General features: G+C 70.9%; 5 protein-coding genes. 1 reads left to right on the top strand and 4 read right to left on the bottom strand.

Translation table 11 applies throughout. From position 1 onward, the window contains the following. Positions 1-159: 159 nt before the first annotated feature. The 4 genes from D7W79_RS37265 to D7W79_RS37250 form a co-directional block, all read right to left on the bottom strand. Positions 160-1,560, bottom strand: coding sequence for a DHA2 family efflux MFS transporter permease subunit (locus tag D7W79_RS37265; RefSeq protein WP_120530027.1), 1,401 nt, complete (start codon positions 1,558-1,560; stop codon positions 160-162). 364 nt (positions 1,561-1,924) lie between these two features. Then, positions 1,925-2,458: a hypothetical protein gene (locus tag D7W79_RS37260; protein ID WP_120530025.1), complete on the bottom strand. Its 534-nt coding sequence runs from the start codon at positions 2,456-2,458 to the stop codon at positions 1,925-1,927. A 12-nt stretch (positions 2,459-2,470) separates the two neighbouring features. Next, positions 2,471-2,872 (bottom strand): hypothetical protein, encoded by a 402-nt coding sequence (locus tag D7W79_RS37255; protein WP_120530024.1) that lies wholly within the window; start codon positions 2,870-2,872, stop codon positions 2,471-2,473. Positions 2,873-2,877: 5 nt separating this feature from the next. Further along, positions 2,878-3,771, bottom strand: a complete 894-nt coding sequence (locus D7W79_RS37250; protein ID WP_120530023.1) for a hypothetical protein — start codon at positions 3,769-3,771, stop codon at positions 2,878-2,880. A 318-nt stretch (positions 3,772-4,089) separates the two neighbouring features. On the opposite strand from D7W79_RS37250, the gene D7W79_RS37245 reads away from it, so the two are divergent. Beyond that, on the top strand, positions 4,090-6,093 hold the full coding sequence (locus tag D7W79_RS37245; protein WP_439099267.1) for a M3 family metallopeptidase: 2,004 nt from the start codon (positions 4,090-4,092) through the stop codon (positions 6,091-6,093). Positions 6,094-6,206 lie beyond the last annotated feature (113 nt).

The raw sequence follows: 6,206 nt of genomic DNA, 5'->3' as shown, positions 1-6,206 counted from the left end.
ACCCATTCCCACCCCCTCTGTTGGATTCCTCGCGGGGAAACTGGTGGGCGGGGAGGGGCGAAAGAAGGTGGGAAAAAGAGGCGCTGCCTGCCCGCCTGCTCCGCGACGGGGGCTTTCGCGGAAGCCTTGCCGCGGCGGGAGCGTCGTTTGCCGGACGCTTCAGCCGCGCGCCGCGGCCCGGCCGCCGATGTGTTCGCCCGCGTCCGGACGCAGCCGGCGGAAGAGCGGCCCCGCCAGCGACGACACCATGCCGATGGCGAGGAACGGCAGGACGAAGCGGTCCGGCGTGAGGCGCACGTCACCGCCGCCGCGCGCCACGTGCAGCATCAGGCCGCCGAAGCTGATGCCCACGCTCAGCGCCATCTGCTGCGTCACCACCGCGATGGTGGAGCCGTTGCTCACCGCCTCCTTGGGGAGGTCCGCGTAGGCCACCGTGTTGGTGGCGGTGAACTGCAGGGAGCGCATGAAGCCGCTGCACACCAGCGTGACGATGATGAACGGGATGGGCGTCCCCAGCCCGAAGAAGGCGGGCACGGCCGTCAGCGCGGCGGTGAGCAGGTTGGAGGCGATGAGCGTCTGGCGGAAGCCCACGCGGCGGATGAGCGCGGGCGCCACCGGCTTGCACATGAAGGCGCCCAGCCCCGTCCCGATGGTGACGAGCCCCGCCTCCAGCGGCCCCCAGCCCAGGGCCACCTGGAAGAGCAGCGGCAGGAGGAAGGGCGTCGCGCCCAGGCCAATGCGCACCAGCGCACCTCCCATCATGCTGGCGCGGAAGGTGTCCACCTGGAACAGGCGCAGGTTGAGCACCGGGCGCGGTGTGCGCAGCGCGTGCCGCACGTAGGCCGCGAGCGCCCCCACCGCCACCAGCGTGATGCCCACCTGCACGGGCCACGGCACCAGGCCGATGCCCACCGTCTCCGCCGCGCCCATCAGCGCGGTGATGGCGACCACGGCGATGGCGAAGCCCTTCGTGTCGAAGGGGCCGGGGTCCGGCTGCTTCAGCGGGGGCACGAAGCGCGCCACGGCCCACATGCCCAAGAGGCCCACCGGCACGTTGATGAAGAAGATCCACGGCCAGTCCGCGACGCCCAGGATGAAGCCCGCGAGCGGAGGACCCAAGAGCGGCCCCACCAGCGCGGGCATGGTGAACCAGCTCATCGCGGACACCAGCTTCTCGCGCGGCGCCGAGTTGACGACGATGAGCCGTCCCACGGGCGTCATCAGCGCGCCGCCCAGCCCCTGGAGCGTGCGGGAGGCGACGAGCTGCGCGAGCGTCTGGGAGAAGCCGCACAGCACGGAGCCCGCGAGGAACACGACCATGGCGGTCATGAAGACGCGGCGCGGGCCGAAGCGGTCGGCGATCCACCCGCTCGCGGGCGCGAGCACCGCCAGGGCCAGGATGTACGACGTCAGCGCGAGCTTGAGGTGGACGGGGTCGGTGCCGAACGCCACGGACAGCGTGGGCAGCGCGGTGGACAGCGCCGTGGAGTCCAGGAACTCCATGAACAGCGCGCTGGCGACCGCGATGGAAGCCAGCCGGGTGCCTCGGGTGGAGCGGATGTTGGAAGGCCCGGTGGAAGCAGTCGCGGTGGAAACGGACACGTTCTTTTCTATGCGCACGCCGCGCCGTACCTGTCACGCCCGCGTGAGGGCGCGGAGACTCACGGCAGAAGCCCTCATACTCCCAGCGCGAAGCGACGAGGGCTTCCGGTGACGCGGGCACGGCAAGCCGTCCGGAGGGCAGGCGGGCGGCCACCGCACTGGCCGAGGTCCGAACCCGGGCGCGGTCCAGAACCTGTCCGACTGTCCGACAGGTTTCCGCTGCGCATCGGGAGCGGGAGACCGGCGCTGGTCCTTCAAACCGGTCCGACTGTCGGACAGGTTCGTGTGGAGCGCTCCCCCGGAGCGGAGCCCCTCTCCTCCGTCAGGGCTCCGGCGGTTCGTTCCGGGCGGCGTCCGCCAGGGTGCGGGCCTCTTCACGCAGCTCGTCCAGCCGGACGCGGTGGCGCTGGAGCAGCGCGTCCACCTGCTCGACGCGGACCTTGTCTCCTCGCGCCTTCGCCTCCTGCCGCTCGCCTTCCAGGCGTGACACGTCCCGCCCCAGCAGCGTGGCGATGTGCTCCGTCTTCTCCAGCTTCCAGCGCGCCGTCTGGGGCTGTTCCTGCTCGATGGGGTCGTTCGCTTGCGGCGGCGCGTTGGCCACCTCCGGCTCCGGCGGCACGTCCCCGGGCGCGGGCGGCACCACCGTGGCGTGGGGCGGCGCGGGGTCTGGCGTCCGCACCGGCACCGCGCGCTTCGGCGCGACCTGGGCCGCCGTCACCGGGGCCGGGCCCACGTTCGGCGCCGGGGGCGTGGCGGACGGTGCAGGCGCCTCGCGGGCCGGCCACAGCATCACGGCGCTGAGCGCGGCCACCAGCACGACCGCGCCCCCCAGCATCACCCGCTTCCGGTTCCGCATCGTCCACACCCCCTACAACCGAAGGCGCCAGCCGTCACCCTGGCGCTCCACCCGGAAGAGGAACGGCTCCGAGCGCTCCGTTCCTCCCTGCGACACGCGCGCTCGCACGACCACCGCGTCCGGGTCGCGCCCATCCACCTTCGCGTCGAGCACGTCCACCAGGCCCATGCCGTGCCTGCGCAGGTCCTGCACCGTCTCCTCGCACGAAGGCACGCCCTGCCCTGTCACCAGCATGGGGCCCAGCACCGCGCAGTCCCCCGTGGGCAGGGCCTGGAAGAAGCGGCGCACCACCGCCTCCCCGGCCTCCGCGCTGGAGGACGTCGTGGACGGACAACCGAGCACGGCGAGCACGGCGAGCGCGGCGAGCCACAGCCCCGCCGCCCCCACCGCGAGTCTCGCCGCGCGTCGTCCCATCCGCGCTAGTAGCAGTTGGGCGCGAACAGCTCGTCGTCCGACGCGGACGTGAACTGGTCATCGCAGTAGCCGGACGCCAGCATGTGGCCGTTGCGCACGCAGCCGTCGTGGTTGGTGGCATCCAGCGTGTACTGGGTGTCGCCACCGCAGCCGCCGCCGCAGCGGCCGAAGCAGTTGCCCATCACCTTGGGGCGCGACCAGTGGTCCGGCTCGCCGCACACCCAGGTGCTGCCGTTCATGTAGTACTCGTCGCCGCTGCACGTCGTGTGGTCACCCAGCTGGGCAATCTGCTGGTTGCGCGCGTTGTCGAAGCCGCCCACGTTGCAGTCGTGCTTCGCGTACGAGTACCAGTTGTACGTGCCGCCACAGCTGCCCGTGTTCCTGCCACCGCACTTCGCGTAGCTGCACAGCATCGTGTAGCCGCGGCCCTGCTCGCCCATCACCGTGCGCTTGAGCGTGACGCTCGTGGGCTGCTGCGCCCACAGGCCCACCGCGCGGCGCAGGTACATGGCCTCCGGCGCCGCCGCGTCACCCTGCGGCAGGCCCTGGTTGAGCGCCCCGTAGAACGCGCTCAGCACCTGGCGGTCCTGCTCCACCACCTGCGTGTCCCGCGCGTTCGCGTCCGCGAAGCCGTCCAGCGTGGACACACCCGACGCCGGGTCCATCAGGCCCGTCAGCGTCATGCCGTGCATGCGCACCTCCAGGCGGTACACCCCGGGCTCCACCTCACGCGAGGCGAAGGACACCGTCCGCCCGTCCTGCGCCCAGGTGCCCTCGGTCAGTCCCGTCCCGGAGGTGAGCGACAGCCCCTCGGGGGACGCCGGCGGGGCCTCCGTGCCCGCGCCACCACAGCCCCACAACAGCAACGCCGCGACCGCACCACCCAGTGCCTTGCGCATCCGTTTCACCCTCCGGCCAGGACCACTCCGACAACTTCCAAGAATTCGAGGCGAGCGTGGAATTACCGGGCGGCTGGACGGGAGACAAGGCGGGGTGCGTCAGGCAGGGCACCCGGGCATCCGGACGGTCCCGGGGGGCTGCCTGGCCGTTCACGGCGGACGGGCGCGGAGGGGCGCGGATGTGGCATGACGGGCCCGCGAAGCAGGTCGTTCCCCTTGTGGAGGAAGTCCCCCTTGAAAATCCCCGCGCTCACCGTGGTGGCGGCGCTCGCCGCGACGGGTTGCTCCAACGGCAGCATCACCCAGAACCGCGAGGCCATGGCCCGCGTCGCCGCCAACGCGGCGAAGCCCCAGGTGGCGCCCGTCAAGGGCTCGGAGCCGCTGGCCGGCACGCCGGACGCCTTCAAGGCCGTGTGCAAGGCGGACCTGGAGCGCGCGCAGGCGCAGGTGGCCGCGCTGAAGAAGCTGGATCCGAAGAAGGACGGCCAGGGCGTCCTCAAGGCGTACGACGAGGCGCAGACGGCGCTCATCAACGCGGCCAACCGCTCCAGCCTCACGCATGAAATCCACCCGGACGCCGCCATGCGCGACGCGTCCCGCGAGTGCGAGCAGCAGGTGGACGCGGCCAACGTGGCGCTGTCGCAGGACCGCGGCGTCTATGACGCGCTGTCGCTGGTGGACCTGTCCAAGGCGGACGCGGCCACGCAGTACTGGATGAGCCGCACGCTGCTGGAGTTCCGCCGCGCGGGCGTGGACCGGGACGAGGCAACTCGCGCCCAGGTGAAGACGCTCAACGAGGAGATTTTGAAGCTGGGCCAGCAGTTCGGGCAGAACATCGCGGAGGACACGCGCAGCGTGGCCTTCACGCCCAAGGACCTGGACGGGCTGCCGGAGGACTACAAGAAGGCGCACGCGCCCGGCGCGGACGGCAAGGTGGTCATCACCAGCAACTACCCGGACTACTTCCCGTTCATGACGTACGCGAAGAACGCGAAGGCGCGCGAGAAGCTGTGGCGCACCTACCGCCAGCGCGCGTTCCCGAAGAACCAGGCGGTGCTCGCGCAGCTCATCGAGAAGCGCAACGCGCTGGCGAAGCTGCTGGGCTACGACAGCTACGCGGCCTTCACGACCGAAACGCGCATGACGCGCACGCAGCAGGCGGCGGCGGACTTCATCGACCAGCTGGCGCAGGCCACGGAGGCCCGCGCGAAGAAGGAGATGGCGGAGCTGCTGGCGCGCAAGAAGAAGGACGTGAAGGGCGCTACCGTGGTGGAGCCCTGGGACCAGGACTACTACGAGGACCGGCTGCGCGCGGAGAAGTTCGGCTTCGACTCGCAGGCGGTGCGGCCCTACCTGGAGTACGCGCGAGTGAAGGACGGCGTGATGGGCATCACCTCCAGCCTGTGGGGGGTGGCCTTCCAGCCGGTGAAGGACGCGAAGACGTGGCACGCCGACGTGGAGGCGTACGACGTGGTGGACAACGGCAAGCCGCTGGGCCGCATCTACCTGGACATGCACCCGCGCGACGACAAGTACAAGCACGCGGCGCAGTTCGACCTCGTCACGGGTGAGGAGGGCAAGCGGCTGCCGGAGGGCGTGCTGGTGTGCAACTTCCCGCGCCCCGGCGACCTGATGACGCACGACGAGGTGGAGACGTTCTTCCACGAGTTCGGCCACCTGATGCACGCCATCTTCTCCGGCCACCAGAAGTGGACGCCCATCTCCGGCATCTCCACGGAGCGCGACTTCGTGGAGACGCCGTCCATGCTGCTGCAGCAGTGGGCGGAGCAGCCGGAGGTGCTCAAGAGCTTCGCCAAGCACCACGAGTCCAACGAGCCCATCCCCGCGGAGCTGGTGGAGAAGCTGCGCGCGTCGAAGGAGTTCGGCCTGGGCCTTTACGCGCGCCGCCAGCTGTTCCTGTCCGCGGTCAGCCTCCAGTACTACTCGCGCGCGCCGGGCTTCGACACGTCCGCGGTGCTCGCGGAGCTGCAGAAGAAGCTGTCCCCCTTCCGCCACGAGTACCGCGACGGCACCCACTTCGAGCTCGCCTTCGGGCACCTGGATGGGTACTCGGCCGCGTACTACACGTACCTCTGGTCCTCCGTCATCGCGAAGGACCTGGAGTCGAAGTTCCAGGAGACCGGCTACCTGGACCGCGACACGGCCATGCACTACCGCAAGACGGTGCTGGAGCCCGGCGGCTCCAAGCCCGCCGCGGAGCTGGTGAAGGACTTCCTCGGCCGGCCGTACGCCTTCGAGGCCTACCGCGCGTACCTCGACGGCGCCCCGAAGACGACGGGCACCGCGAAGGAGACGAAGTAGCCGTCGCATGAAGTGCCGCGCGCCGCCTGTCCCGCCCTCCGGGGCAGGAGTCGGCGCGCGGTGCCTTCCCGGTCCACGGGCGCGGCCCTGCCGCGGAACTCCCCTTCCCCACC

Origin of the sequence: Corallococcus exercitus (assembly GCF_003611585.1) — a bacterium.
GTDB lineage: Bacteria > Myxococcota > Myxococcia > Myxococcales > Myxococcaceae > Corallococcus > Corallococcus exercitus.
Note: the sequence above shows the minus strand (reverse complement) of the source record. Positions and strands in the feature narration are given on the sequence as shown.

What these genes read in the sequence shown, in the direction of transcription:
- D7W79_RS37255 (WP_120530024.1), bottom strand. Translation starts at nt 2,872, where the DNA reads ATGGGACGACGCGCGGCGAGACTCGCGGTGGGGGCGGCGGGGCTGTGG.
- D7W79_RS37250 (WP_120530023.1), bottom strand. Translation starts at nt 3,771, where the DNA reads ATGCGCAAGGCACTGGGTGGTGCGGTCGCGGCGTTGCTGTTGTGGGGC.
- D7W79_RS37260 (WP_120530025.1), bottom strand. Translation starts at nt 2,458, where the DNA reads ATGCGGAACCGGAAGCGGGTGATGCTGGGGGGCGCGGTCGTGCTGGTG.
- D7W79_RS37245 (WP_439099267.1), top strand. Translation starts at nt 4,090, where the DNA reads ATGGCCCGCGTCGCCGCCAACGCGGCGAAGCCCCAGGTGGCGCCCGTC.